The organism is Mycolicibacterium chengduense, from assembly GCF_033741155.1.
Classification (GTDB): Bacteria; Actinomycetota; Actinomycetes; order Mycobacteriales; family Mycobacteriaceae; genus Mycobacterium.
Genome location: NZ_JAWQNH010000001.1, coordinates 910,123 through 933,994, shown reverse-complemented (window position 1 = coordinate 933,994; position 23,872 = coordinate 910,123). Strand labels below are relative to the sequence as shown.

27 protein-coding genes, 3 tRNA genes and 1 pseudogene are annotated in these 23,872 nt (G+C 67.7%); 18 read left to right on the top strand and 13 right to left on the bottom strand.

Annotated features, from left to right (window positions below; all coding sequences use genetic code 11):
- Nucleotides 1–104: 104 nt before the first annotated feature.
- A complete protein-coding gene (locus SBI67_RS04760; protein WP_318979414.1) occupies nucleotides 105–770 on the bottom strand; it encodes a class II aldolase/adducin family protein in 666 nt (221 codons plus the stop codon).
- A gap of 103 nt (nucleotides 771–873) precedes the next feature.
- Between SBI67_RS04760 and SBI67_RS04755 the strand changes: the two genes are divergently transcribed.
- Nucleotides 874–1,248 (top strand): MerR family transcriptional regulator, encoded by a 375-nt coding sequence (locus tag SBI67_RS04755; protein ID WP_318979413.1) that lies wholly within the window; start codon nucleotides 874–876, stop codon nucleotides 1,246–1,248.
- Nucleotides 1,249–1,332: 84 nt separating this feature from the next.
- Here the strand turns inward: SBI67_RS04755 and SBI67_RS04750 are convergent, their stop codons facing one another.
- The gene (locus SBI67_RS04750; RefSeq protein ID WP_318979412.1) at nucleotides 1,333–1,701 is read right to left on the bottom strand and encodes a VOC family protein; all 369 of its coding nucleotides are present in this window, start codon (nucleotides 1,699–1,701) and stop codon (nucleotides 1,333–1,335) included.
- A gap of 59 nt (nucleotides 1,702–1,760) precedes the next feature.
- Here SBI67_RS04750 and SBI67_RS04745 point away from each other — a divergent pair, with 59 nt between their 5' ends.
- Both SBI67_RS04745 and SBI67_RS04740 read left to right on the top strand, forming a co-directional pair.
- Nucleotides 1,761–2,213, top strand: coding sequence for a MarR family winged helix-turn-helix transcriptional regulator (locus tag SBI67_RS04745; RefSeq protein WP_318979411.1), 453 nt, complete (start codon nucleotides 1,761–1,763; stop codon nucleotides 2,211–2,213).
- Nucleotides 2,214–2,492: 279 nt separating this feature from the next.
- Nucleotides 2,493–4,400: a potassium transporter Kup gene (locus SBI67_RS04740; protein ID WP_318979410.1), complete on the top strand. Its 1,908-nt coding sequence runs from the start codon at nucleotides 2,493–2,495 to the stop codon at nucleotides 4,398–4,400.
- A 7-nt stretch (nucleotides 4,401–4,407) separates the two neighbouring features.
- Here the strand turns inward: SBI67_RS04740 and SBI67_RS04735 are convergent, their stop codons facing one another.
- The 5 genes from SBI67_RS04735 to hisC form a co-directional block, all read right to left on the bottom strand.
- Nucleotides 4,408–5,793: a glycoside hydrolase family 183 protein gene (locus tag SBI67_RS04735; protein WP_318979409.1), complete on the bottom strand. Its 1,386-nt coding sequence runs from the start codon at nucleotides 5,791–5,793 to the stop codon at nucleotides 4,408–4,410.
- A 152-nt stretch (nucleotides 5,794–5,945) separates the two neighbouring features.
- The gene (locus tag SBI67_RS04730) at nucleotides 5,946–6,755 is read right to left on the bottom strand and encodes a crotonase/enoyl-CoA hydratase family protein (protein ID WP_318979408.1); all 810 of its coding nucleotides are present in this window, start codon (nucleotides 6,753–6,755) and stop codon (nucleotides 5,946–5,948) included.
- An 18-nt stretch (nucleotides 6,756–6,773) separates the two neighbouring features.
- Nucleotides 6,774–7,184 carry a hypothetical protein gene (locus SBI67_RS04725; protein WP_318979407.1) on the bottom strand — a complete coding sequence of 137 codons (411 nt, stop codon included), beginning with the start codon at nucleotides 7,182–7,184 and terminating at the stop codon, nucleotides 6,774–6,776.
- 2 nt (nucleotides 7,185–7,186) lie between these two features.
- Entirely contained in the window at nucleotides 7,187–7,645 is a 459-nt protein-coding gene (locus tag SBI67_RS04720; protein WP_318979406.1) for a DUF4334 domain-containing protein, read from the bottom strand.
- Entirely contained in the window at nucleotides 7,642–8,709 is a 1,068-nt protein-coding gene (gene hisC / locus SBI67_RS04715; RefSeq protein WP_318979405.1) for a histidinol-phosphate transaminase, read from the bottom strand. The genes SBI67_RS04720 and hisC overlap by 4 nt, the downstream gene beginning before the upstream one ends.
- Nucleotides 8,710–8,827: 118 nt before the next feature.
- On the opposite strand from hisC, the gene SBI67_RS04710 reads away from it, so the two are divergent.
- From SBI67_RS04710 to SBI67_RS04700, 3 genes are all read left to right on the top strand, one after another.
- Nucleotides 8,828–8,916, top strand: a tRNA-Ser gene (locus tag SBI67_RS04710).
- A gap of 37 nt (nucleotides 8,917–8,953) precedes the next feature.
- Nucleotides 8,954–9,026: transfer RNA gene (locus SBI67_RS04705), tRNA-Arg, on the top strand.
- A 37-nt stretch (nucleotides 9,027–9,063) separates the two neighbouring features.
- Nucleotides 9,064–9,555, top strand: a complete 492-nt coding sequence (locus tag SBI67_RS04700) for a metallophosphoesterase family protein (RefSeq protein WP_318979404.1) — start codon at nucleotides 9,064–9,066, stop codon at nucleotides 9,553–9,555.
- Between the two features lie 3 nt (nucleotides 9,556–9,558).
- On the opposite strand, the gene SBI67_RS04695 is transcribed toward SBI67_RS04700, so the two are convergent.
- Nucleotides 9,559–9,894, bottom strand: coding sequence for a winged helix-turn-helix transcriptional regulator (locus SBI67_RS04695; protein ID WP_318979403.1), 336 nt, complete (start codon nucleotides 9,892–9,894; stop codon nucleotides 9,559–9,561).
- A gap of 196 nt (nucleotides 9,895–10,090) precedes the next feature.
- Here SBI67_RS04695 and SBI67_RS04690 point away from each other — a divergent pair, with 196 nt between their 5' ends.
- A complete protein-coding gene (locus SBI67_RS04690) occupies nucleotides 10,091–10,585 on the top strand; it encodes an imine reductase family protein (protein ID WP_318979402.1) in 495 nt (164 codons plus the stop codon).
- A gap of 41 nt (nucleotides 10,586–10,626) precedes the next feature.
- Nucleotides 10,627–12,534 (top strand): alkyl/aryl-sulfatase, encoded by a 1,908-nt coding sequence (locus SBI67_RS04685; RefSeq protein ID WP_318979401.1) that lies wholly within the window; start codon nucleotides 10,627–10,629, stop codon nucleotides 12,532–12,534.
- Here SBI67_RS04685 and SBI67_RS04680 read toward each other — a convergent pair whose 3' ends face one another.
- On the bottom strand, nucleotides 12,535–13,293 hold the full coding sequence (locus SBI67_RS04680; protein ID WP_318979400.1) for an SDR family NAD(P)-dependent oxidoreductase: 759 nt from the start codon (nucleotides 13,291–13,293) through the stop codon (nucleotides 12,535–12,537). It lies immediately after the preceding gene.
- Nucleotides 13,294–13,331: 38 nt separating this feature from the next.
- On the opposite strand from SBI67_RS04680, the gene SBI67_RS04675 reads away from it, so the two are divergent.
- A complete protein-coding gene (locus SBI67_RS04675; RefSeq protein WP_318979399.1) occupies nucleotides 13,332–13,940 on the top strand; it encodes a histidine phosphatase family protein in 609 nt (202 codons plus the stop codon).
- A gap of 9 nt (nucleotides 13,941–13,949) precedes the next feature.
- The gene (locus SBI67_RS04670) at nucleotides 13,950–14,960 is read left to right on the top strand and encodes a phosphotransferase family protein (RefSeq protein WP_318979398.1); all 1,011 of its coding nucleotides are present in this window, start codon (nucleotides 13,950–13,952) and stop codon (nucleotides 14,958–14,960) included.
- Between the two features lie 10 nt (nucleotides 14,961–14,970).
- Here the strand turns inward: SBI67_RS04670 and SBI67_RS04665 are convergent, their stop codons facing one another.
- The gene (locus tag SBI67_RS04665; protein ID WP_318979397.1) at nucleotides 14,971–15,318 is read right to left on the bottom strand and encodes a LapA family protein; all 348 of its coding nucleotides are present in this window, start codon (nucleotides 15,316–15,318) and stop codon (nucleotides 14,971–14,973) included.
- A 132-nt stretch (nucleotides 15,319–15,450) separates the two neighbouring features.
- On the opposite strand from SBI67_RS04665, the gene SBI67_RS04660 reads away from it, so the two are divergent.
- The 5 genes from SBI67_RS04660 to SBI67_RS04640 are packed head-to-tail and all read left to right on the top strand — an operon-like array spanning nucleotide 15,451 to nucleotide 19,555.
- A complete protein-coding gene (locus tag SBI67_RS04660) occupies nucleotides 15,451–16,401 on the top strand; it encodes an ABC transporter substrate-binding protein (RefSeq protein WP_266047111.1) in 951 nt (316 codons plus the stop codon).
- Nucleotides 16,402–16,408: 7 nt separating this feature from the next.
- Nucleotides 16,409–17,518 (top strand): ABC transporter ATP-binding protein, encoded by a 1,110-nt coding sequence (locus SBI67_RS04655; protein ID WP_318979396.1) that lies wholly within the window; start codon nucleotides 16,409–16,411, stop codon nucleotides 17,516–17,518.
- A complete protein-coding gene (locus SBI67_RS04650; RefSeq protein WP_318979395.1) occupies nucleotides 17,518–18,165 on the top strand; it encodes an ABC transporter permease in 648 nt (215 codons plus the stop codon). The genes SBI67_RS04655 and SBI67_RS04650 overlap by 1 nt, the downstream gene beginning before the upstream one ends.
- Nucleotides 18,162–18,947, top strand: a complete 786-nt coding sequence (locus tag SBI67_RS04645; RefSeq protein ID WP_318979394.1) for an ABC transporter permease — start codon at nucleotides 18,162–18,164, stop codon at nucleotides 18,945–18,947. Before SBI67_RS04650 ends, SBI67_RS04645 begins: the two co-directional genes overlap by 4 nt.
- Entirely contained in the window at nucleotides 18,944–19,555 is a 612-nt protein-coding gene (locus SBI67_RS04640; protein ID WP_318979393.1) for a putative glycolipid-binding domain-containing protein, read from the top strand. Before SBI67_RS04645 ends, SBI67_RS04640 begins: the two co-directional genes overlap by 4 nt.
- Here the strand turns inward: SBI67_RS04640 and SBI67_RS04635 are convergent.
- Complete coding sequence (locus SBI67_RS04635; RefSeq protein ID WP_318979579.1) at nucleotides 19,518–20,462, bottom strand: prephenate dehydrogenase; 945 nt, start codon at nucleotides 20,460–20,462, stop codon at nucleotides 19,518–19,520. The two genes, SBI67_RS04640 and SBI67_RS04635, sit on opposite strands and share 38 nt — an antisense overlap.
- Nucleotides 20,463–20,555: 93 nt before the next feature.
- On the opposite strand from SBI67_RS04635, the gene SBI67_RS04630 reads away from it, so the two are divergent.
- The 3 genes from SBI67_RS04630 (at nucleotide 20,556) to SBI67_RS04620 (ending at nucleotide 21,716) form a co-directional block, all read left to right on the top strand.
- Entirely contained in the window at nucleotides 20,556–21,074 is a 519-nt protein-coding gene (locus SBI67_RS04630; protein WP_318979392.1) for a tRNA adenosine deaminase-associated protein, read from the top strand.
- The gene (locus SBI67_RS04625; protein ID WP_318979391.1) at nucleotides 21,071–21,520 is read left to right on the top strand and encodes a nucleoside deaminase; all 450 of its coding nucleotides are present in this window, start codon (nucleotides 21,071–21,073) and stop codon (nucleotides 21,518–21,520) included. Before SBI67_RS04630 ends, SBI67_RS04625 begins: the two co-directional genes overlap by 4 nt.
- Nucleotides 21,521–21,625: 105 nt before the next feature.
- A tRNA-Ser gene (locus tag SBI67_RS04620) sits at nucleotides 21,626–21,716 on the top strand.
- A gap of 46 nt (nucleotides 21,717–21,762) precedes the next feature.
- On the opposite strand, the pseudogene SBI67_RS04615 reads toward SBI67_RS04620, so the two are convergent.
- A pseudogene (locus tag SBI67_RS04615) lies at nucleotides 21,763–22,167 on the bottom strand (RDD family protein); the annotation flags it as partial.
- A 136-nt stretch (nucleotides 22,168–22,303) separates the two neighbouring features.
- Nucleotides 22,304–23,848, bottom strand: coding sequence for an alpha/beta hydrolase family protein (locus SBI67_RS04610; protein ID WP_318979390.1), 1,545 nt, complete (start codon nucleotides 23,846–23,848; stop codon nucleotides 22,304–22,306).
- Nucleotides 23,849–23,872 lie beyond the last annotated feature (24 nt).

Below are 23,872 nucleotides of genomic sequence, written 5' to 3'. Positions count from 1 at the left end.
CGGCGCGGTCGGCGAATGAGCAGGCGTTGCAGGCGAGTCCGATGGTCGCCCAAGCCGATCCGTGATGCGATCGAGGAATCGGCTGTCGGTGTTCTCAGGCTCGGTCACGATGCCGCCCGCGCCATGGACGTCCGCACGGCCTCCAGCGCGGCGGCCGGAAAGTCGACCGCACCGCCGAGTACGCGTGCGGCGAGTTCGGCCTCCGCGCTTTCCTCGATGGCGATCAGCAGATCGGCGGCTTGCCGGGGGTCGGGTCCGAACACCAACAGACCGTGATTGGCCAGCAGCACCGCCGAGGTGGTCGGGCGCTGCTCGAGGAGGTCGGCGATCCCCCGTACCGACACCTCCGAGCCACGCGGACCCCAGGGGGCCACGGGCACCTCCTCGGCCTGCCCGAATCGCAGCATCGGCTCGGTGCGGCACGGCAGCGGCCGATGTGCGACGGCGAAAGCGGTCGCGGCGGGTGAATGGGTGTGCAGTACCGCTCTGACGTCTGGGCGCAGCCGATAGACAACGCCGTGCATGTTCACGATCTCGGTGCTCGCCGATTCCATCCGCCCGCCGACTGCCCGCCCATCGACGCCGACCACGGCGACCTGATCGGCACGTAGGCCCCTGACGAAACCCGGGGTCAGCAGGAAGTGTTCGTCGCTCAGGCGGGCACTCAGGTTGGCATGCCCCGAATGTGACATCACTCCCGCAGCGAAAAGTCGCTCGGCGATCTCCACCAACGCTTCGGCGGACACTTGCTCGGTCGTCTCGATGGTCATGTCGATCCTCCAATCGTGGTTGCTCGGCGCCAACCGTCCACCCTGAACTAGGGTTTAAGTCAAGTGCTGTTGCTCGCGCCGCAGCCGGTGTAGGGAGAACTCGATGCTCATGACAATCGGCACGCTCGCTGAGCGCACAGGAGTCCCTGCTTCCGCTATCCGGTACTGGGAACGTCACGGCTTGCTTCCGCAGCCCGAGCGCCAGAGCGGTCAGCGCCGCTATCCGCCCGAAGCCGTCGAGCGAATCATCCTGCTCCGCAAATGCCAGTATGCCGGACTCACCCTTGCCGACCTTGCCGAACTACAACAGGACCGCCCGCGCCGTACAGCCATGATCACGGCCAAAATTGCCGAAACACACCAACGCTCGCTTGACTTGGAATACGCCAGACAGTTTCTGGAGCATGCCATCCAATGCAGCCACTTGGACATCCTCGCCTGCCCGAAATTCCGGGCCCAGATGACAACCTGGCGTTAGCGTGCGTGCACGCAAAGGGCTTCTGTCCAAGACAGTTTCGGAATCGCGTCGCGTCGGGTGAACTCAAAGGCTGCAGCCGGCAGCTCAGGCGCGGTCGTGCAGGGTGACGTGGTAGCCGTCCGGATCCGCGAAAGTGAACGTCCGCCCGAACGGCCCGTCGACCGGCGCGGTGACGATGGTGTGCCCGTCGGCGGCCAGTGCATCGTGAATTTCCTGGACGTCGTTGGCGTGCAACCAGATCGCGGCACCGATGCCCGGTCGGGGTGCCGAGTCGAGGTCGGTACCGGCGATGACATCGCGGAGTGCGAAGGCGATCGGTTTGGTCTCGAAGACGACGGCGTGCGGCGGCCCGGCCGGCGAACGGACCAGGCCGAGGTAGCGCTCGTAGAACTCCTGTGAAGCCGGCAGGTTGCGGGCTTGCAGTGAGATGAAGTCGGGGCCGGTGGCGGGCATGACGCTCCTTCGTGTCGTGTCAGTTATCTGACACCATCAGCATATGTCAGAATACTGACATGGAACAAGACCGGGTGGACCTTCAGACGTCGCTGGGATACCTGCTGAAGGAGGCTTCGAGCGTGCTGCGCGCAGCCATGGAGGAGGTGCTGCGGCCGCTCGGCATGAGCGTCACTCACTACTCCTGCCTCGAACTGCTGGCGCAACGTCCCGGTCTGTCCAACTCCGAGCTTGCGCGCGGCGCATTCGTCACCCGACAGTCGATGAACGTGCTGCTCCAAACCCTGGAACGCGACGGTTACGTCACCAGGCCGGCGGAGGCGCCGGTCGGCAAGGCGCTGCCCACGCGGCTCACCCCGCGCGGCCGGCGCAGCCTGGAAAAAGCGAGTGCGGCCGTCCGGTCCGTCGAGGTCAAGATGCTCGCCGGTCTGACCGACAGCCAGCAGGCCAGCGCTTTCCGGATCCTGCAGAGCATGATCCATTCCCTGCGCGAGGGCGACGACACCGCATAACCCGAGAGATCACCGCGACGTTCGGCGGCCAAACCTGTGCGTCGTCGAACCCGGTGCGCAGTTGGGGCATTCGACCACGAACGACCAACGCGAATTCAGGATCAGCGGCGTCCATGAGGCCTGCTCGGGGTCACCATCCGGCGGCGCTGTGCGCAAGCACCGCGCGCAGTGGGTGTCGATCGACGAACGTGGCACACCGCAAGTCTAAAACCCACTCCGAGCCGACGAGGGTGCCGGACTGCGGCCACTGCAACCTCCCTGCAGGGCACAATACGTTCCGTGCACCCTCCTGCGCAGTCCCTGCGGCCACCGCTGGTCATTGCCGCGCTCGGCGTGGTCTTCGGTGATATCGGCACCAGCCCCATTTACACCATTCAGACGGTGTTCGATCCCGGCGATCCGCATCCGGTGCCGATCAGTGCCCCGCACGTCTACGGCGTGGTGTCGCTGATCTTCTGGTCGGTGATGCTCATCGTCACCCTCACCTACGTCACGTTGGTGATGCGCGCCGACAACGACGGCGAGGGCGGGGTCATGGCGCTCATCACGCTGGTGCGCCGGTGTTGCCCGGCGGGTCACGAACGGACCGCCGCCGTGCTGTCGGGCCTCGGGCTGTTCGGTGCCGCATTGTTTTTCGGCGACAGCATGATCACCCCGGCGATCTCGGTGCTGTCCTCGGTCGAGGGGCTGAAGGTGGTCGAGCCCGGACTGGACCGGTGGGTCATCCCGCTGACGGTGGTCATCATCGTGGCGCTGTTCTCGGTGCAGCGGCGCGGCACCGCCACCATCGGCCGGTTCTTCGGACCGGTGATGATCGCCTGGTTCCTCGCGATCGGCGCCTGCGGGATCTCCGGGATCGTCGCGCACCCCGATATCCTGCGGGCGCTGTCGCCGACCTACGCGCTGGGTTTCATGGCCGGTCATCTGCACATCGCGTTCTTCGCGCTGGCGGCCGTGGTGCTGTCCGTCACGGGCGCCGAGGCGCTGTATGCCGATATGGGCCACTTCGGCAGACCGGCCATTGTCACGGCGTGGCTGGGGCTGGTGCTGCCGGCCTGCGTGCTCAGCTACCTCGGGCAGGGCGCGCTGCTGTTGGGAGACGAAAGCACCGTCAGCGCACCATTTTTCATCCTCACCCCGGAGTGGGCGCGGATCCCGATGGTGGTGCTCGCCACCGCGGCGACGGTGATCGCGTCTCAAGCGGTCATCACCGGCGCGTTCTCGGTGGCCGCCCAGGCCGCTCAGCTCGGCTATCTGCCCCGGCTGCGGATCGCCCACACCTCGGAGTCGTCCATCGGCCAGATCTACGTGCCGTGGATCAACGGCGTGCTGATGGTGGCGGTGCTGACGCTGGTGTTCGCCTTCCGCAGCTCGGCGGCCCTGGCGTATGCCTTCGGGATGGCAGTGACCGGCACCATCACCATCACCACACTGTTGTTCCTCTATCAGGCCCGGGCCCGGTGGCACACCCCGCTGTGGTTGCTGATCGGCGGCGGCGGCGCACTGCTGGTGGTCGATCTGATGTTCTTCGCGGCCAACCTCACCAAACTGGTGCACGGGGCGTGGCTGCCGCTGCTCATCGCCATCACCGCGTTCACCGTGATGCTCACCTGGCAGCGCGGCCGCGAAGTGGTGACCGCGGCGCGGGAAAAGGCCGAAGGACCGCTGCAGGCGTTCGTCGACAAGCTGGCGACCGACCGCAGCACCCCGATCCGCATTCCGGGCACCGCGGTGTTCCTCAACCGCGGCGGCGAGACGGCGCCCCTGGCCATGCGTTCCAACGTGGAACACAACCACGTGCTGCACGAGCAGGCAATCATCATGTCGCTGGATGTGCAGCCGGTGCCGCGGATCTCCGACGAGGACCGGATCACCATCGACAATCTCGGCTACACCGACGACGGCATCATTTTCGTCAACGCGAAGTACGGCTATATGGATCAGCCGGATGTGCCTGCCGCGCTGCGGCTGCTGGGCCCGCTTCCGTTCGGCGATCGGCCGCTGTCCGCGGACGACGCGACCTACTACCTGTCCAAACTCGAACTGACCCCCGGCCCGGCCGACACGATGGCACCTTGGCGGAAAAGGCTTTTCATCGCCACGTCGCATATCACCGCCGACGCTGCGGAGCATTTCGCGCTGCCGCTGGACCGCACCGTCATCATCGGGTCGCGCATCGAGGTGTGATCGTCGGTTACGGCAACACCGTGCGCATCAGCATTACGTTGTAGTCCGACCACAGGGAAAGGTTGTAGTACAACACCTTTCCGGTCGACCACGGGTGCAGGAACGGAGCGTAGATGCCGCCGGGGAACTCCGAGTGTGAGACCAACATGGCCTCCGGCCCCCACGGTCCCTGCGGGGCCGGCGCGGTGCGCATCACCACATCGTTGAGTCCGTTGCAGTACAACGCCACGTACTGCTTGAGGTAGGTGTTGTACTGCGCCGACATTTCGCCGAGCGGTCCGGGGATGACCGCGGTGGCCGCACCCGGATTGCCCGGCACCCAGGCGTTGTTGTCGGCGTTCCAGTATTCGTACTTGCTCAGGTCAGGAAGGAAGGCCGGTTGCACCCGCGCCACATACGCCGAACCGCCCCGGCCGGGCGGGGTGCCGAAGGAGTACACATAGTTGTCGCCGGGGCCCGGTTTCATGAAGGCGCCCATCTGGAAGTTCTCGTTGCCCGGTGTGTATCCGACGCGGTCGATGCTGTCCGGGGACGGTGTGCGTACGGTGTTCGGGTAGACACCCCAGTGCTCGCCGTTGTCCGGTGAGACGGCCAGGGCCGAGAAGTTGGTCGACCAGCGGCCGTCGGCATCCCAGTTCTTGATGGACATGAAGTTCACATACTGGTTGCCGCCCACCGAGATCCCGGCGGTCGGGATGATGCCCTTCTCGACGGGGGCCCAGCCGATGCTGTTGATGATCTGCTTGGCCAGACCGGGTCGCCAGGACGGCGCGCTGGAGGCCGCGACGGAGTTGGCCAGGGCGGTGTCCTGGCTGCGCATCAAAACGTTGTAGCGCCACTGCTTTTGCGGGGTGCTGCAGTACCCGTAGGTGTCCCCGAAGGCCATCAGCACCTGGTGGTTTCCGGGATTGCCGTTGTCCCACATGATTCCGAGGTCGGTGCCGGTGATGGAGTATTTGGCGATGGTGTTGTTCGAGCTCTCCGGGCCGGTGACCCAGCCGATCAACGCGGTACCCGGAGCCGGCATCGGAGCCGCCGCGGGCGCCGGCGGCGGGGCGGGGGCCGCCGTCTTGGTCGGTTTCGGGGCGGGCGCCACCGCCGCCTGCTGCTGAACCTGCTGGGGGGTCAGTGCGCTGATGAGCGACCGGGTCAGCTGCCCGAGCCGCGGCAGGGGAGCGTTGTCGTTGGCCCCGGATGGCTTGTGGCCCAACGGCGGACCACCGTTGACGGGCGCTTCCGGGATGGCCCCGGTGCCCGCCGGCGGTTGAGCGGCAGCCGCGGCACCGGTGCACGGCTCGGCCAGCGCCGTCGGTGTACCGCCGATCGCCGCGCACAGTCCGGCGGTGGTCACCACGACCACCGGCAGCGGGGCAATTCGACGACGCCGCGACATGTCACACCTTTCAGGGGCGGACGCCGGAACGACGCCTGCACATATACAGCTGTGACGCTAGTGTCCGATGAGGCCGATGTGGCTAGCGGTGCATCGATGGATATCCATCCGTGACCATGTCGCGACTCACGCCGATGTAATTTGTGGAACGCTTATTCGCCGGTGAACTGGGGTGGCCGCTTCTGGAACATGGCGGTCACCGCCTCGGCCAAGTCCTTCGACGGCAGGAACGCCGAATTCCAGGCCGCCACATAGCGAAGACTCTCCGACACCCGCGCGATGCGCTGCTGATCGAGTACGTCCTTCACCCCGGCCACCGTCAGCGGGGGATTGGCCGCGATCTCGGCAGCGGTGGCGTGCGCGGCGGCCAATGCGGCCTCGGGATCGGGGTAGACATCGTTGACCAGACCGATCTTCTCGGCGCGCGCGGCGTCGATGTCCTTGCCGGTCAGCACCAGTTCCCGCAGGTGGCCTTCGGACAGGATGAGCGGCAACCGGGCCAGCGAGCCCACGTCGGCGACGATCGCCAATTTGGTCTCCCGCACCGAGAACTTGGCATCCGCGCTGGCATACCGGATATCGGCGGCGCTGATCAGGTCGACGCCGCCGCCGATGCACCAGCCGTGGATCGAGGCGACAGTCGGGGTGCGGGCGTCGGCGACCGCGGAGATGGCCGCCTGCATCCGCTGCAACTTGGTGTGGAACTCGGTGCGGACCTTGGCGCCGGCGTCCAGACCCGGCAGCATTGCGCCCATCGCGGGCAGGTCCAGCCCGTAGCTGAAGTTCTTGCCGGACCCGGTCAGCACGATCGCCCGGACCTCCGGGTCGGCGTCCAGCGTGCCGAACACGTCGGGCATCTCGTCCCAGAATGCCGGGCCCATGGCATTGCCCTTGCCCGGCCCGATCAGCGTGACCCGAGCGACATGGTCGGCGATGTCGACGGTGACGGATTCGTAAGCCATGTCGTGAAGGCTAACGCGCTATGGAACCGGTCCCCCGAGCAGCACCTCGCTGACCGTGCTGTCGGCCAGGAACTGGCACACCGCGTCGGCCAGCGTCTTGGCGACGTCGATGTTGTCCGGGGTCAGGATCGACTGCTGCTGTTCCAGGATCGCGTTGACGACGGCCTTCTGGGAGGCCTCGTCGAGCTGCGTGTAGTCCGAGCATTTCATCGTCAGGGCATTCGGCGGCGCGGGCACATCGGGCACCGTCGACCCACCCGGCGCGCGGCGGGTGGTGGTCGGTGCCGACGATGTGGCCGGCGTGGACGGTCGGGTGGTCAGGGCGGGACCCGGTTCGGTGGTCATCGCCACCGACCCCTCGGTGGTGCGCGCACAACCGGCCAGCAGTGCGACCGTCACCAGGCCCGTTGCCGCCAGTGCCCGCCGCACGGTTACACGCGTTCCAGATAGAAGTAGAGATACTTCCCGTCCACCACCGCGCCCTTGCCGTTCATGATGCCCAGCACGGCGTTGTCGTCGATCACCTTGAAGTGGTCGTGCACGGGCTTGCCGTCGTACACCATGGTGGCCGTCGGCTCACCGCGGAACTCCTCGAGCCACAGGCTGGCCTCGCCGTTCATCGCCTCGGTGTTGGAGAACTTGTTGCCGTCGGCATCCAGGCACACCAGTGGTTTGGCGTCGTTGGCAGAGTTGAACGTCTTACCGAACCAGTTGAGCCGCTTCATGAATCCGTTGGCCTTGTGGCCGGTCTGGAATTCGCCGCCCTTCCACTCGCCGAGCATGAATTCGATACCGGCCGGCGGCAGCGTCGCCCAGAACTCGTCGAGTTCGGCGTCGGGGATCTGGCCGGCACGCCGCTTGAGGTCTTCGAAGACGTTGCGGGCACTCATTTCTGTCCTCCTGGTGCGGCGATCCACGTCCGGGCGAAGGCCAGGAACGCATCATTCTCGTGCGGAGCGGCGACGGTGACCCGCACGCCGTCCTGGCCGTACGGGCGCACCACGATGCGACTTTCGGCGGCGGCGTTGACGAAATCGTCGGTGCGGCCGGGCAGCGGCAGCCAGACGAAATTGGCCTGGGATTCCGGCAACTCGTAGCCGGCTTCGCGCAGTGCGGTGCTGACCCGGCTGCGTTCGGCGACCACCTTGTCGGTGCGGGCCAGCAACTCGTCGGCGGCATCCAGGCTGGCGATGGCGGCGGCCTGCGACACCGTCGTAGCGGTGAACGGGACGTAGACCTTGCCGAGCGCGGTGACGATCCCCGGATCGGCGACGGCGTACCCGACACGCAGCCCCGCCAATCCGTACGCCTTGGAGAAGGTCCGCAGCACAACGACGTTCGGGTGGTTGCGCGCCAGTGCCAGGCTGTCGGGCAGCAGACCGTCGCGGATGTACTCGACGTACGCCTCGTCGATGACGACCAGGATGTCCGACGGCACCGCGGCGACGAAGGCCGCCAGCTTGGCCGGATCCACCACGGTGGAGGTCGGGTTGTTCGGATTGCACACGAAGATCAGCCGGGTGCGGTCGGTGATCGCGGCCAGCATGGCGTCCAGGTCGTGGGTGTGGTCGACCAACGGCACCGGCACCGGGGTGGCACCCGCCGTGCGCACCTGCAGCGGGTAGATCTCGAAACTGCGCCAGCCGAACATCACCTCGTCGCCGACCGACGCGGTGATCTGGATGAGCTGCTGGCACAGGCTGACGGAGCCGGCGCCCACCGAGATGTGCTCGGGGGCGAAGTCGACGTGCTTGGCCAGCCGCTCGCGCAGGTCCTGGTAGCCGTTGTCCGGGTACCGGTTGATGGTGTCCATGGCGGCGGCGACGGCCGCGCGCACGCTGGGCAGCGGTCCGTCCACCGTCTCGTTGCTGGCGATCTTGATGGCGCCGGGCACCGTGCGACCCGGCGTGTACGCCGGGAGGTCGGCCATCTCGGGGCGCAGGCGGGCGGTCACCCGGCCATTCTAGGGGTGCCGTTGTGGCCGTCCGAGGTCGCGCTTTGCCTTCCGCCGTCCGGCCTGTGTAATCTGTGCGCTCGGCGGTTCCGGGGGTCCGGTACCCTCAGATCGTTCAGGAGGCGTGCCAGAGCGGCCGAATGGGACTCACTGCTAATGAGTTGTCCCCCTTACAGGGGACCGGAGGTTCAAATCCTCTCGCCTCCGCCGGATAATTGAATAGTTCGACTGGAGTTTTTCCTAGGCGCCCGTAGCTCAACGGATAGAGCATCTGACTACGGATCAGAAGGTTAGGGGTTCGAATCCCTTCGGGCGCACTCATCTCGCATTCCGGCACCGCGTTACGGTGGTGCCGTGCGCCTGCTCCTCATCGCGGACACCCACGTCCCCAAACGGGCGCGGGATCTGCCCGCCGCGGTCTGGGCGGCCGTCGACACCGCCGATGTGGTGATCCACGCCGGTGACTGGGTGTCCCCGGACCTACTCGATCAACTGGAGGCGCGCTCGCGCCGGCTGCTGGCGTGCTGGGGTAACAACGACGGGGATGAACTGCGGGCCCGGCTGCCCGAACGCGCCGAGGCGACGCTGCACGGCCTGCGCTTCACCGTCGTGCACGAGACCGGGGCGGCGGCCGGTCGCGACGAGCGGATGGCGCGGCTGTACCCGGAGACCGACGTGCTGGTGTTCGGGCACAGTCACATCCCGTGGGATGCGACTGCGTCCACCGGTCTGCGCTTGCTGAACCCGGGCTCGCCGACCGACCGGCGGCGCCAGCCGCACTGCACGTACCTGACCGCGACGCTGGCCGACGGCGCGCTCGCCGACGTCACGTTGCACCGGTTGTGAGCCTCAGCCCGCCTCGGCCGCGCAGATCAGGTCGATGTGCTTGGTGGCCCAATCGCTGAGCGGTTCGAGCGAGTCGAGCAGTTCCGCGCCGGCCGGGGTCATCGAGTACTCCACCCGCGGCGGCACCTCGTGGTAGCTCTCCCGGTGCACCACCCCGTGCCGCTGCAACTCCTTGAGGCGCTGGGTCAGCATCTTCTGCGACACCCCGGGCAGGCTGCGGTGCAGGGCGTTGAACCGTTTCGGACCGGCCTGCAACTCCCACAGGATCAGCTTCCACTTCCCGTCCACCACCGCGAACGCCGCATCCAGGCCGCAGGTGAACTTGCCCAGCTGAGTCATCGATCGTCCCTTCGCAGGTCAATGCGAGTGGTTACGTTTTGGTGAGTACCGCACTTTCTAGTGGGTACTTGTCGAATCTTCCGCGTGCCGCCAACGATGGTCGCATGACCAATACATCGCAACGGATCAGCTTCCTCGGGCTCGGTGAGATGGGTACGGCACTGGCCTCGGCGGCGAGTATCTCGACGGGGCCATCATGACGCCCACCGCGACCATCGGAACCCCGGCCGCCAGCATCCTTTTCGCCGGACCGCGGGACCGCTATGACGCCGGCGTGCAGGTGTTCAGAGTCTTGGGCACTCCCACCTGGCTGGGGCCCCAGCACGACCGCGCCGCCACGTTCGACATGGCGTTGCTGGACCTGTTCTGGACCTCGGTGGCAGGGTTCCTGCATGCCATCGGTATCGCGAAGGCGCACGGCATCGGCCCCACCGCACTGTTGCCGCACGCCACCGACATCGTGGACATCCTGACCTCGGTCTTCACCGAGATCGCCGAGCGTGCCGACGCCGGCCACCACGACGACGCCAGCGCGTCGGTGTCGTCGGCGGCCGCGTCGCTGCACCACCTGATCGCCACCTCGCGGGCGGCGGGGATGGATGATGCCGCGCTGCAGGCGTTTGCGGGCGTCGTCGAGAAGGCCATCGCCGACGGGAACGGCGCCAAGGAAATCAGCGTGCTGGCGCCGTAATCCGGCGCGCGGAAACGCTTTACGTGGCATCGTTCGTGTCCATGGAGCAGAAGCCGCCCACCGCCACCATCGCCGCCGCCAACCGCGGACACCGCACCGGCCTGCCGTTCGACGACACCCGCGACTTCACCGACGCCGACCGCGGGTTCATCGGGGCGATGGACCCGTGCGTGGTGACCGGTGCCGGTGGAAAAGTGTTGTGGGACAACGACTCCTATGCCTTCCTGGCGGGCGAAGCGCCGGATTCGGTGCACCCGAGCCTCTGGCGGCAGTCCCAGCTGTGCATCAAGCAGGGGCTGTACGAGGTCACCAGGGCCAGCGGAGCGACGGGCGACGACGCACCAGGGATCTACCAGGTACGCGGCCTGGACCTGTCGAATATCAGCTTCATCGAGGGCGACACCGGCATCATCGTCATCGACCCGCTGGTCAGCACCGAGACCGCGGCCGCGGCGCTGGCGCTGTATCGCGAGCATCGCGGGGATCGGCCCGTCACGGCCGTGATCTACACCCACAGCCACGTCGACCATTTCGGTGGGGTGCTGGGTGTGACCTCGCAGGCCGACGTGGACGCCGGAAAGGTCGCCGTCATCGCGCCGGAAGGGTTCACCGACCACGCCGTGCAGGAGAACGTCTACGCCGGCACCGCGATGACCCGCCGCGCCGCCTACATGTACGGAGCGGTGCTGGCCCGCGGACCGCAAGGCCAGGTCGGGTGCGGGCTCGGGCAGGCCCCGTCGCTGGGCGAGGTGGCGCTCATCGTCCCCACCATCGACATCCACGACACCGGCGAGACGCACACCATCGACGGCGTCGAGATCGAGTTCCAGATGGCGCCCGGCACCGAGGCGCCGGCCGAGATGCACTTCTACTTCCCACAATTCAAGGCGCTGTGCATGGCCGAGAACGCCACCCACAACCTGCACAATCTGCTGACCCTGCGCGGTGCGCTGGTGCGGGACCCGCACGGCTGGGCCGGTTACCTCACCGAGGCCATCGACACCTTCGCCGACCGCACCGATGTCGTATTCGCCTCGCACCACTGGCCCACCTGGGGCCGGGACAACATCGTCGAGTACCTGTCACTGCAACGCGACCTCTACGCCTACCTGCACGACCAGACCTTGCGGCAGCTCAACCAGGGGTTCACCGGTATCGAGATCGCCGAGAACTTCGCGCTGCCACCGGCGTTGGAAAAGGCTTGGCACACCCACGGCTACTACGGCTCGGTCAGCCACAACGTCAAGGCCGTGTACCAGCGCTATATGGGCTGGTTCGACGGCAATCCCGGCCGGCTCTGGCAGCATCCGCCGGAGGCCATCGGGCCCCGGTATGTGCAGGCCATCGGTGGTCTGGACCGCGTCGTCGAGTTGGCGCGACAGGCCTTCGACGACGGCGATTTCCGTTGGGCGGCAACGCTGCTGGATCACGCTATCTTCACCGACGAGAATCATGCCGGCGCCCGCGAACTGTACGCCGACACCTTGGAACAACTGGCGTACGGCGCCGAGAATGCGGTGTGGCGCAACTTCTTCCTGTCCGGGGCGACCGAGTTGCGTGACGGCAACTTCGGTACCCCCACCCAGACCACGTCACCGACGGTGCTCGCCCAGTTGACCCCCGAGCAGATGTTCGACACCTTCGCCATCAACATCAACGGTCCGCGAGCCTGGGATCTGGACCTGACCATCGACGTGACGTTCGTCGATCTGGGTGCCGACTATCGGCTGACGCTGCGCAACGGGGTGCTGGTACACCGCAAGACCCCGGCAGACCCGGCGACGGCGACGGCCACCGTCACGTTCGCCACCAAGGGGCGACTGTTGGCATTCGCAGCGGGTGACACCGACTCGCCCGGCGTCGAATTCACCGGTGCTGCCGATGCCCTGGCGCAGCTGTTGGGCGCCATGGACCGGCCCGACCCGGGCTTCGCCATCATCACGCCCTGATCAGGGCAGCCCACCGTCTGCACGCAGGATCGACCCGGTGGTGAAACTGGCCGCATCCGACATGAGAAACATTGCGGCGCCGACGATCTCAGCCGGATCACCGGCGCGTCGCAATGCCAGATGCGCGAAGCTCTCCGGGTCCTCGGACGGCCAGGCCTTGCTGACATCGGTGAGGAACGGACCGGCCATCAGGGTGTTCACCCGCACCGTCGGTCCGAACGCCTTCGCGAAACCCTCGGTCAACACGTTCAGGCCGGCCTTGGCCGCCGCGTAGGGCAGCATCGACGCGTCCGGTCGCAGCGATCCCGACGAGCTCACGTTCATGATCGACCCGCCACCGGCGGCCACCATCCGCTCGCCGATCAGCGCGGTCAACCGGAACGGCCCCTTGAAGTTCAGGTTCACCACCGAGTCGAACAACTTCTCGGTCACCGAGCCCAGCGAGTCGTACAGCGGCGACATGCCGGCATTGTTGACCAGCACGTCCACCTTGCCGAACCGGCCGTAGGCGGCATCGGCCAACGGCTCCAACTCATCCCACCGCCCGACATGCACCCGGTGCGCCAGCGCGGCCCGGCCGGTCTCGGCGGTGATCGCTGCGGCCGTCGCTTCACACGACTCCAGGTTGCGGCTGGCGATCACCACATCGGCCCCGCAACGAGCGGCCGCAAACGCCATCTCTCGGCCCAGCCCGCGGCTGCCCCCGGTGATCAACACGACCCGGTCGGTGAGATCGAACAGCTCGTCGGCATAACCCATCTCCGGACCTCCTCGGTATGCGGCCCTATGGTGGCACGATGCAACTGCTTCTGGTCCGACATGCGCTCCCGCTGCGCAGCGAGCCCGGCCAGGGCTCCGATCCCGAGCTGTCCGAGCAGGGCATCGCGCAGGCGGCGCGCCTGCCCGATGCACTGTCGCGCTTCCCGGTCGGCCGGCTGGTCAGCAGCCCGCAGCGGCGGGCCGTGCAGACCGCGGGCCCGCTCGCCGACAAGCTGGGGCTGACTGTCGACATCGACGAACGGCTCGCCGAATACGACCGGGACATGTCGCATTACGTGCCCATCGAGCAGATCGCGCAGGAGAACCCCGAGGAACTGGCGCGGCTGGCCACCGGGCAGTTGCCCTCCGGTGTCGACGAGACGGCGTTCCTGGCCCGGGTGGTGGCCGCCGTCGAGGATCTGATCGCCGAGACCGGCCACGATGACACCGTGGTGCTGTTCAGCCACGGCGGCGTCATCAACGTCCTGCTGCATCACATCCTGGGCACCGAGCGGCTGCTGTCGTTCCACGTCGACTACGCCTCGGTGACCCGGCTGCTGGTCTCCCGCAGCGGCAAGCTGTCCGTGGCCGCGGTCAACGGCACCGAACACGTATGGGATCTGCTGCCGCGAAATGTGCGGTGGTAAACAGTTCCGGTGACCTCTCTGGATGGACTCGACCTCAATGCCCTGGACCGTCATCTGCGCGCCGAAGGGATTCCCCGCTCCGGCGAGCTGCGCGCCGAACTGATCTCCGGTGGCCGGTCCAACCTGACCTTCCGGGTGTTCGACGACGCGTCGGCGTGGGTGCTGCGCCGGCCCCCGCTGCACGGGCTGACCCCGTCGGCGCACGATATGGCCCGCGAATACAAGGTGGTGGCCGCCCTGGCCGGCACCCCGGTACCGGTGGCCCGCGCGGTGACGATGCGCAACGACGATTCCGTGCTGGGCGCGCCGTTCCAGATGGTCGAGAATGTCGAGGGCCAGGTGGTGCGCAGCGCCGACGAACTGCAGGCCCTTGGCGATGCGACGGTCATCGAGGGCTGTGTCGACGCCCTGATCAAGGTGCTGGCCGATCTGCACGCCGTCGATCCGCAGGCCGTCGGGCTGGGCGACTTCGGCAAGGCGCAGGGCTACCTGGAGCGCCAGGTGCGGCGCTGGGGATCGCAGTGGGATCTGGTCCGGCTGCCCGACGACCCCCGCGACGACGACGTGAATCGCCTGCATTCTGCTTTGGCGCAAGCTATTCCGGCCAGCTCGCGGGCCTCGATCGTGCACGGGGACTACCGCATCGACAACACCATCCTGGATGGCTCGGACCCGACCATCGTGCGTGCGGTGCTGGACTGGGAACTGTCCACCCTCGGTGACCCGCTGTCCGACGCGGCCCTGATGTGCGTGTACCGCAACCCGAACTTCGACGATGTGCTGGGTATGCAGGCGGCCTGGACGTCACCGCTGCTGCCGTCGGCCGACGGTCTGGCCCAGCGGTATGCGGTGGCCAGCGGCCAGGAACTGAGCCACTGGGACTTCTACATGGCCCTGGCCTACTTCAAGCTGGCCATCATCGCGGCAGGTATCGACTTCCGGGCCAGGGAGGGCGGCCAGGAATCCGCCGTCGGCGCGACCGTGGCACCGTTGATCGCCGAGGGCCTGCGGCTGGTCTAGCGGCGCTGGATTACCCGGCTCGCCGGGCGGCCTTGAGATTCTTGCGGGCCGCGATGCGCAGCTGCACGATCCGGGCCGCGCCGACGAGCACCGCCAGCAACCCGCCGCACACCGCGGCCAGCAGCAGCGCCACCCCGAGCGGCAGCGACCAATTCCAGCCAAGGAAGTGGAAGGTGCCGGGATCGGTGTTCTGCGCGATGAAGATCAGCAGCACGATCAGGATGAGGAAGCCGACGATCAGCGATGACCACAGCGCGGCCGCCCTGGTGAACTTCACCGCGTCCTCCGGTGGAGCCGCCGGGGGCAGGTCGGCCGGCGGTTCCGGGACCGGGTCCGGCGCGATCGGATCGTTGCTCATGCCCCCATCCTTGCCCCTTCAGCGCCCGAAGCAAACTACTTCACGGTGAATCAAAGCTCGGCATGTCGCGCCGTGGCCCGTTACTGTCGGGGAATTGCCAGGGATCACAGTCGGCATGGCCGAGGGGACGGTATGCGCTGCAGACGGGGAACGACAGCGGTCTGGCTCGTCATCGCGACGTTGCTCGCCGTGCTGAGCGCGGGGTGTGGTAGCGCCGACCCGCTCGGCGGCGGCACCGTCTCCGGTGACCTGAAAGCGATCACCGTCGGCTCGGCCGATTTCACCGAGTCGAAGATCATCGCCGAGATCTACGCCCAGGCGCTGGAGGCCAACGGTTTCACCATCAAACGGCAGTTCGGTATCGGCAGCCGCGAAACCTACATCCCCGCCGTGCAGGATCACTCCATCGACCTGATTCCGGAGTACACCGGAAACCTGTTGCAGTACTTCGATGCCGCCAGCACGGCCACCACATCGGACGCCGTGCTGCTGGCACTGCTCAAGGCGCTGCCGGGGGACCTGTCGATCACCTACCCGTCCCCGGCCGAGGACAAGGACACCCTGGCTGTTTCGGCGGCGACCGCGCAGCGTTGGAAGCTGAAGTCCATCGCCGACCTGGCCGCCCACTCGGCCGAGGTGAAAGTCGGCGGCCCGTCGGAGTTTCAGACCCGGCGGACCGGGCTGGTGGGCCTCAAGGACCAGTACGGGTTGACCATATCCCCGGCCAACTTCGTGGCGATCAGTGACGGCGGCGGGCCGGCCACCGTGCAGGCCCTCACCAGCGGCGCCATCACCGCCGCCAACGTCTTCAGCACCTCACCGGCCATCGTGCGGGACAAGCTGGTGGTGCTGGAGGACCCCAAGAGTGTGTTTCTCGCCGCGAACGTGGTGCCCCTGGTGGCCTCACAGAAGTTGTCCACCGACCTGAAGTCCGTGCTCGACGCCGTCAGCGCGAAACTGTCCACCGCGGCGCTGATCGACCTGAACACCTCCGTCGAGGGCAACAAGGGTGTCGACCCCGACGAGGCGGCCGGAAAGTGGATCGCGGACAACGGTTTCGACAAACCCCTTCCCGGCAAGTGAGTGTGCGATGATCACCTTCACCAACGTCACCAAGACCTACCCGGACGGCACCGTCGCGGTCGACGATCTCACCCTCGACATCCCGGAGGGCACGCTCGCGGCGTTCGTCGGACCGTCGGGCTGCGGCAAGACGACCTCGATGCGGATGATCAACCGGATGATCGAACCGACCTCGGGCACGCTCACGGTCGACGGCAACGACGTGACCGAGGTGGATCCCGTCAAGCTGCGCCTGGGCATCGGTTACGTCATCCAGAGCGCCGGGCTGATGCCGCATCAGCGGGTCGTCGACAATGTCGCCACCGTACCGGTGCTCAAAGGCGAAACACGCCGCGCCGCACGCAAAGCCGCGCTGGAAGTCTTGGAGCGGGTCGGCTTGGACCCCAAACTCGCCAACCGCTATCCGGCCCAACTGTCCGGTGGCCAGCAGCAGCGCGTCGGAGTGGCCAGGGCGCTCGCGGCCGACCCGCCCATCCTGTTGATGGACGAACCGTTCAGCGCCGTCGACCCGGTGGTGCGCGAGGAACTGCAGACCGAGATCCTCCGGCTGCAAAGCGAATTGCGCAAGACCATCGTGTTCGTCACGCATGACATCGACGAGGCGGTCAAACTCGGCGACAAGGTGGCGGTGTTCGGCCGCGGCGGGGTGCTGCAGCAGTACGCCGAGCCGGCGTTCGTGTTGTCCAATCCGGCCAACGAACTGGTCTCCGGTTTCGTCGGTGCCGACCGCGGCTACCGCGGGCTGCAGTTCTTCGAGGGTAACGGGCTGCCGTTGCACGACATCCCACAGGTGGCCGAGTCCGAGATCGACGCCCAGCAGCTCGATCCCGGGGAATGGTTGCTGGTGATCCGTGCCGACGGCAAGCCGTTCGCCTGGATCAACGCCGAGGGCGTCGATGTGCACCGCAAGGGAAGTGCCTTGTACGACAGCACGATCGGCGGCGGCTCCTTCTTCCCGCCGGGCGGCTCACTGCGTCAGGCGCTGGACGCCGCGCTGTCCTCGCCATCGGGGCTGGGGGTGGCCGTCGACGACGACGGGCGGCTGCTGGGCGGTATCCGGGCCGACGATGTGCTCGCGGCCCTGCAACGACAACGCCGGGTGCCGAAGGTCGGGTAGTGACGTATCTGCTGACCCATCTGGACAAGGCCTGGGCGCTGACGCTGATCCACCTGCGGCTGTCGCTGGTGCCGATCGTGATCGGGCTGCTCATCGCGGTACCGCTGGGTGCGGCCGTGCAGCGCACCACCGTGCCGCGTCGCACCATCACGGTGATCGCGAGCATCGTCTTCACCATCCCGTCGCTGGCGTTGTTCGTGGCGCTGCCGCTGATCATCCCGACCCGCATCCTCGACGAGACCAACGTCATCGTCGCGCTGACCCTCTACACCACCGCGCTCTTGGTGCGCGCCGTGCCCGAGGCGCTGGATGCGGTACCCGCCGATGTGCTCGACGCCGCCACCGCCGTCGGCTACCGCCCCTTCACCCGCATCGTCAAAGTCGAACTGCCCCTGGCTGTTCCGGTGCTCATCGCCAGCCTGCGGGTGGTCGCGGTGACCAACATCTCGATGGTGTCGGTGGGGTCGGTGATCGGGATCGGCGGTCTGGGTACCTGGTTCACCGAGGGCTATCAGGCCAACAAGAGCGGCCAGATCATCGCCGGCATCATCGCGATCTTCGTGCTGGCCGTGGTGATCGACGCGTTGATCCTGTTGGCCGGCAAGGTGATCACCCCCTGGACCCGAGCCGCTGCGGGGGCGCGATGAACTTCCTGCAGCAGGCCCTGGCCTACATCTTCACCGCGGAGCACTGGTCCGGCCCGGCCGGCTTGGGTATCCGGATCGTCGAACACCTGCAGTACACCGCGATCGCGGTGCTGTTCTCGGCGCTGGTCGCCATCCCGGTCGGCCTGCTCATCGGGCACACCGGCCGCGGCACCTTCCTGGTGGTCAGCGGCGTCAACGCGCTACGTGCCCTGCCCACGCTGGGTGTGCTGCTGCTCGGGGTGCTGCTGTGGGGGCTGGGTCTGATACCGCCCACCGTCGCGCTGATGCTGTTGGGTATCCCGCCGTTGCTGGCCGGGACGTATGCCGGCATCGCCAACGTCGACGCCGCCGTCGTCGACGCGGCGCGGTCCATGGGCATGACCGAACGCCAGGTACTGGCTCGCGTCGAGGTGCCCAACGCGCTGCCGCTGATCCTGGGCGGGCTGCGCACCGCCACCCTGCAGATCGTGGCCACCGCCACCGTCGCCGCCTACGCCAGCCTCGGCGGGCTGGGCCGCTACCTGATCGACGGCATCAAGATCAGGCAGTTCCACATCGCCCTGGTGGGTGCGCTGATGGTGACCGCGCTGGCGCTGATCCTGGACGCCGCGTGCGCGTTCGCGGTGTGGCTGTCCCAGCCCGGGGTGGATCGCTGGCGGCGGTTCCCGCAGCCGTTGATCGACGACGAGGTCGCGCTCGAATCACGATCCGGGGCCGCGCACGGGCGGAGTTCGGAACGCGGCTACGAAGCCGGGGGCGCGTCGCCTACGGTAGAGAGGTGACTGACGCAGCCCCTCAATCAGGCACTGAAGCCGACGGCGCCTGGCCGGCAATCCTCACCTGGCGCGCCCATGAGTTGCCCAGGATGGAGTCGGTACGGGTCCAGCTGTCCGGCAATCGGATCAAGGCCTACGGCCGCATCGTGGCGGCCGCCACCGAGTCACATCCCGCCTTCAGCGCCTCCTACGATCTGGTCACCGACGAGGCCGGTGCCACCAAGCGGCTGTCGCTGACCATGACGCTGGCCGAGCGGGAACGCCAGCTGTCCATCGCCCGCGACGAAGAGAACATGTGGCTGGTGCAGGACCACCAGAACCAGACCAGGCGGGCCGCCTACGAGGGCGCGCTCGACGTCGACGTGGTGTTCAGCCCGTTCTTCAACGCGCTGCCCATCCGGCGCACCGGCCTGCACCAGCGGACCGACGCGCTGAGCCTGCCGGTGGTGTACGTGCGGCTGCCCGAACTCACCGTCGAGCTGGAGACCATCAGCTACAGCAGCACCGGCGAGGGTGCCGGCATCAGCCTCAAATCGCCGATCGCCGAAACCACCATCACCGTCGACTCCGACGGCTTCATCCTCGACTATCCAGGACTGGCAGAGCGGATCTGATCACCCCGCCGGCCCGGCCGGCGGCGGCCAGTTCGTCGCGCCAGTTCTGCGCGCCGATCGTCACGTGCAGAATGTCGGGCCGGCTGAAGCTGTCGTAGCGGACGCGGGCGGCATGCCCGGCGTCCACCAGGTCGGCCACCGAGGTCTGCGCGGCCAGGTGCTCCCTGGCCTGGGTGAGCAGCTCGAGGGTGCGGTCCAGCTGGGCCAGCAGCTCCGCGGAGTTGGCCTCACACATGGCCCGCACCAGGTCAGGGGCGGTCGCCGCAACCCGGGTGCCGTCCCGGAACGACCCCGCGGCCAGCGCGAACGCCAGCGGCACATCGCCGGCGGTGACGGCCAGCGCCTCGGCCAGCAGATGCGGCAGGTGCGAGATCGCGGCCGCGGCGGCGTCGTGCTCGTCGGAGCGGGCCGGCACCACGAACGCCCGGCAGTCCAGCGCCAGGTTCATCACCGCCGCCCACACCTGCGGATCGACGTGATCGTCGACGCCGACCACCCACGGGGTACCGGCGAACAAGTCGTTGTTGCCGGCGGCCCAGCCGGAGTGCGCGGTGCCCGTCATCGGGTGCCCGCCCACGAACCGGGACAGCAGCCCGTGCTCGCGCACCTCGCGCAGGACCGCGCCCTTCACGCTGGTCACGTCGGTCAGCGCGCAGTCCGGGGCGATGCGGCCGATGTGGTCGAGCATCCCCGAGAGCGCGGGCATCGGGACGGAGAGCACGATCAGCGCATCGGTTTCGGCAGCGCGGGCCAGCGCCTGGTCCAGTGCCGCGGTCGCGTCGAAACCGTCGAGGCGGGCGGCCGCGACGCCGTCGACGGATCGGTTGTAGCCGAAGACGTGACGGCCCGCCTCCGCGGCGGCGCGCATCAGGGAGCCACCGATCAGTCCCAGCCCCAGCACGCACACCGGTGTGTCGGTCACCGTTCAAGGTTGGCATACGGTCCGGGCGCCGGTCATTAGGTGGTCAAAGCCCGTGGTCTGCGACTAGCGTTAGCGACCATGGGAGCACAGCGTGCGCCGGCGCAGGAAGCTGCCGACCAGCCGGAGGGTTTCGGTGTCGCCGTCGTCCGCGAGGACGGCAAGTGGCGGTGCTCGCAGATGCGTCGGGCGGTGCTGACCAGCCTGACCGCCGCCGAGACCGAGTTGCGTGAGTTGCGCAGCGCCGGCGCTGTTTTCGGACTGATCGACGTCGATGACGAGTTCTTCCTGATCGTGCGGCCCGCCCCGGCAGGGACCCGGCTGCTGCTGTCGGATGCCACCGCGGCGCTGGACTACGACATTGCCGCCGAGGTACTGGACAAGCTGGATGCCGACCTCGACGACGAGGACCTCGAGGAGGCGGACCCGTTCGAAGAGGGCGACCTCGGCGTGCTCTCGGACATCGGGTTGCCCGAGGGGGTGCTCGGGGTCATCGTCTCCGATATCGACATGGAGATCGAGGAGCAGATCACCGCGATCGCGCAGCGGATGGGTTTCGAGTCCGAGCTCTCCGCGGTGCTCGACAAGATCGGTCGGTGACCGAGGAACAGCTGATCCGGCAGGCGCTGGACGCCGCCCGGCTGGCCGGTCCGCGGGATGTGCCGATCGGTGCGGTGGTGTTCGGCCCGGACGGCACCGAGTTGGCCCGCGCCGCCAACGCACGCGAGGAACTCGGTGACCCGACCGCGCACGCCGAGATCCTGGCGATGCGGGCGGCCGCGGCCCGGCTGGGTGACGGTTGGCGACTGGAGGGCTGCACGCTGGCGGTCACCGTCGAGCCCTGCACCATGTGCGCCGGGGCCATCGTGATGGCGCGGGTGGGCCTGCTGGTGTTCGGGGCGTGGGAGCCCAAGACGGGCGCGGTCGGATCGTTGTGGGACGTGGTGCGCGATCGCCGGCTGACCTACCGACCGCAGGTGCGCGGCGGGGTGCTGGCCGCCGAGTGCGCGGCGCCGCTGGAGGAGTTCTTCGCCCGCCAGCGCTGACGCGCCGCTTTCTTCGGCAGGGCCGTGATCGGCCGTCGGGCACGGCCCTGGCGCGGAAAACGGCGCGATTAGGGCCATCCGCACTCGCCCGGTAAGCTGCCTCCCGGTGGCGTGTCCGAGCGGCCTAAGGAGCACGCCTCGAAAGCGTGTGACGGGTAACCCCCGTCCGAGGGTTCAAATCCCTCCGCCACCGCCATAGCAGAAACCCCCGCCGAACCGAGTTCGGCGGGGGTTTCTCGTATTCAGGACACCGGCACGCAGACGGTCTTGATGACCTTGTCGGCGATGGTCTGCCGCTTGGCGTCGATCAGCGGGAGCAGGAAGCCGAGGTAGCAGACGAGGCCATCGAGGACGTGTGCCAGCTGGCGCACCACGGACATGCCGAATCCGATGGGCTGGCCGGTCGCTTCGCTGACCACCTTGAACTTCATGATCGACTTGCCGATGCTGGACCCGGTGGTGCCCTGCTTGTAGCCGTAGTTCCACACCAGGTAGGCCACCCCGATCGCCGCCGAGATCATGAATACCGCCGCGCCGATCGTGGCGTTCCCCGTCGCCTCGCCGGCGTAGCCGACCCCCAGGACGATCGCGTACGGGATGTAGTCGATCAGGAACGCCAGCACGCGCGTCAGCCATGGTGTGTACGCGGCGGCATTGGCGGTCGCTGTCCCCTGCGGCAGTGGTTGTTCGGTCATCGGTGGATACCTTCCTCATGAAGCGGTGTGCGATGCGATCACGAGGAAGCTAGGGATCCGCGGTTGGAAGATCCTTGGAAGACGGGACTCAGGCCGCCGTCGTCGCGGCGGCGGGTGTCAGGGCCGCCGGCGCCGTGCCGATCACCCGGCCGTGCGCCGTGCCCTTCGGGGTCGGGATGTCGATGATGGTGCCGGGCACCAAATCGTCGCCCTTGGCGGTGTCGCCGGCGAACCAGTCGGTGAGCCATGACACCGCGAGATCGGTGAGCGCGGGCGGATTCTGTGGCTGCGGGACTCCGGCCAGCAGCTGAGCCACGAACTGGACCAACGAGTTGCCGCCCTTCATCGAGTCCATGTGCACGCCGCCGGCGAGCACCACCCCGTTGAACCGATCGGGGCGTGCCGCCGACAGGGTCTGGTTGACCGTGCTGATGAAGTTGAACGCGTTGGGTGGGGCCCCGATCTCGCGAACCGGGATGTACTGACCGCCACGGCCCTGGTAGGCGTCCAGCTGGGCCAGGGCGTCCTTGAGGGTGTTGCCGGTGGGTACCGCGTCGAGCAGGATGACACCCACCAGATCGGCCGCGTCGTCACTCGCGGCAAGCGATCCCGCCGCCCCGGACACCAAGCCGCCACCGGCGGAATGCCCTGCCAGCGCGAACTTCCTGGGCAGCGCCGCGGTCGCCGGATCCAGGCCGTACCGGGTGGCGTACCCGGCGGCCACCGCGCTCTCGGTCAACGCTGCGCGATCCCCGCGGAACAGGTCGGCGATGTTGACGGCCATGCCGGCGCCGCCCAGCCACCGGTCGTCGGCGGCGAAGAAATTCGACGACAGGGTCGGGGTGACGACGACACTGTTGGTGCGCTCGGCCAGGTTCGCCGCCGTGAAGCTGTACATCGGTCCCAGCGCGAAGAATCCGTGCTGCAACAGGATCATCTTCTCCGGTGGCGCGCCGGCCTCCGAGGGTTTGGGGAAGTACCAATTGGCTTGCACACGTTGGCCGTTGCCGAGCAGGATCGTCGACGAGCCGACCGTGACCGTGCTCTTGGCGGGCAGCACCGGAGGGCCGGTGACGAACTTCTCCAGCGCCTGCAGCGCGTTGATGGCCGCGGATCCGACATTGGTGATCAGATTGGTGACGGCCGTGGCCAGCACCTTGATCGGATTCGGCGGCGTGGCTACCGCTTTGGGTGTGACCGGGTCCTGGGCCAACCGTGATGTCGTGGGCTTGACCGTGACGGCCGCGACGGCCGGCCCGGAATCCGGCCCAGAATTTGGCACGGACTTCAGCGCGCCGCCCGGCTCAGAATGAGGCACGGACTTGGGCTCGGCCTTGGATTCGGGCTTGGGCGCGGCGGACCCGGAGCTGTCGGTGTCCGATCCTGACGTCGGGCGGCCCTCGGACGAGGTACCCGGCTTCTTCTTCTTTTTCTTCTTGGGCGGTGTGGACTCGACGGGTTTGGTGTCCGACGCCTGCGTCCCGCTCGCGCCGGCGGCCGGTCCTGACGAGGGTTCCGACGAAGCTGCGGACGACGGCGAGTCGGTGGCCGGGGCGCCGGTATCCGCCGTGGCGAGGCCTGCCCCGCCCAGCAGCGCGGCGGACAATCCCACGGTGAGCAGACCGGCACTCACCCACCTCGAGAAGTGCTGCACAAC